At 43.2% G+C, this 2,206-nt stretch carries 1 protein-coding gene and 1 pseudogene; both read right to left on the bottom strand.

What is annotated here, in order from left to right:
• Positions 1-50: 50 nt before the first annotated feature.
• A pseudogene (locus AB4496_RS20360) lies at positions 51-230 on the bottom strand (molecular chaperone); the annotation flags it as partial.
• 9 nt (positions 231-239) lie between these two features.
• Complete coding sequence (locus AB4496_RS20355) at positions 240-1,901, bottom strand: 4Fe-4S dicluster domain-containing protein (RefSeq protein ID WP_009846732.1); 1,662 nt, start codon at positions 1,899-1,901, stop codon at positions 240-242.
• Positions 1,902-2,206: the final 305 nt, after the last annotated feature.

The following is a 2,206-nucleotide window of genomic DNA, read 5'->3' as shown; positions in this document are numbered from 1 at the left end:
TCGTAGCGCACCTTCTGAAGAGGTGATCAACTTTCTCAAGACGCTAGACATTGAAGCGTCTGAGAGTGCGCTTCAATGTCTAGCGTCTTGAGAAAGTTGATCACCTCTTCAGAAGGTGCGCTACGAAACAATGCAGAAAGAACCAGATAGATTTCAGTTCTTAGTGTCTGTTCTTGCTTTAATTCTTTTACGAGCTCAGGCTCTTGTGCCTGATCCAAATTAGTATCCAAGGCCAACTCCTAGTATTTCAATTGTTTCAATGGGTCTTGAGCCATTGAATCGAACATGTCCACCACACGACAGTCTTCACACATCGCAATACGATTAATCGCAGTTTCATCTGAAAAATGAGAGTGACCGCGTAACTTGTTCTGTAACATGTCAATCATAGACTGTGGAGCGAATGGCTTATGGCAACGTAAACATTCCGCTGCTTTCTCTTCATGAATCACAACAGCCTTCTGACGTTCTTCTTTCACCCAATTCATACGAGGAGTCAGAGTAAGAACATTCTCAGGACATGCCTTTTCACACAGACCACATTGAATACAGTCTTGCTCTACAAACTTAAGTGATGGAGAGGCACCATCGGTATGCAGCGCACGTGTTGGACACACAGCCACACAGCTCATACACAAAGTACAATCTTTGCTTTCACAAGAAACCGTGCCGTATGGCGCATTCGAAGGGAGCTCTACAATGTTTTCAACAGGAATACGAGATGAAGACATCGCATCAAGTGCTGTGAATAGGCGTTGACGTTTATTGCCTTGAAGATCGCCAAGTGCAAGATCGAACGAATCAACACACAGTGTTGGAGGCCCTTCACGTAGAGATTCTAAATACAGGATATCGATGGTTTCTTTTGGAACACCGATTTGGTCTAGTAACTCTTGAGCGATCCCTACTTCGTTATTTAGGACACGAATGATGGTTTCTGGCATAAAGCGAGAAGCAGCAAACAGAACCTGAGTTGCGCCATTCACTAACGCTGCAAACCAAGTATCAATACCAATAGAAGGCAATTCTTCAACAACGATTGGAATCACGTTATCTGGTAGCGCTTTAAGAGCCATCACGTTGTAAGTTTCATGACGTGAGCTACAGATAAGTACGATTGGATCCAGACCGCCCGCATGTTCATAATTGGCTAGCGTACGTTCAATGAACTTTTGCGTATCGTCAGGATTTGGAAGCGCATAGGTAATCGCTTCTGTAGGACAGCTTGTTGCACAAGTCCCAACGCCCTGACATAGGTAAGGGTTAATCTCGATCTTGTGACCTGTCTTATCTGAGCCTTCACTTGATAGTGCGCCAGCAGGACAAGCATCAACACAACGCTCACAGCCTTTTACGCCACGAGAACTGTGTGCACAAAGGTCAGTGTCTAGACGGAAAAACTTAGGCTTATCAAAAGTACCCATTAGCGTTGGAATCTCTTCCAGTGCTTCCGCCAGTTTTGGATAGCCTCGCCCTACTGGGTAATAACCAGGAACAGGTACTTCTTCTGTCATGCAGCTGTTCAGACATAGGTCTAGAACAACATCGAAACAATCGTGATTAATGGCGACTTTCGCTAGGTTGCTTGATGTGCCTTTACTCTCAATCACGACTTCAAACGTGCCGAGGAAACCCGATACTTGAACCGAATTCGCGAAGTACAGTTCTGGGTTTGTGCCCTTTTCGCCGTCTGTTGACAACAAGGTTAAGCTCGTTAATTGAGGTAATTGCGCCGCAGCACTTTCAATGATCGCAGTTGGACCAATAACAAGTGTATTACCGCCGCTTTCGTAGCTAACAGTAGGTGGAATCAGATTTGTTAACTCTACTGTATTTTCAAATGCATACAGTCTTGCTTTAGCGTTATTTGAAGTTGCTTGTTCTAATAATTGTTTAAGCATTGCTCAGTTCCATCTATGGACATGGATAATCTGTTCAACCTTCATTGTAGTAAGCGATAGAGAACTTGCTGAGTAATCCGTTAACAACTAACTCTTTAGCTAGTGTGCCATTCGTTAGACCCTGAACTCGTCTATCTACAAAAAAGTTGATAATGAACGTTATTTAGCAAATGCCATGCCAATTTAATAATTCTTATATATCAGTGCTTTAATGCTTTGTGGCGTTTATTGTACGTATAAAAAAACCGCTTGGGACATTTTGTCGCAAGCGGTTCATTGAGTGTTTAGTCAAAATGTACCTATTA

The organism is Vibrio sp. 10N.222.46.A1, from assembly GCF_041473595.1.
Classification (GTDB): domain Bacteria; phylum Pseudomonadota; class Gammaproteobacteria; order Enterobacterales; family Vibrionaceae; genus Vibrio; species Vibrio tasmaniensis_A.
The sequence above is the reverse complement of the archived record's forward strand: the minus strand, read 5'-3'. Positions and strand labels throughout refer to the sequence as shown.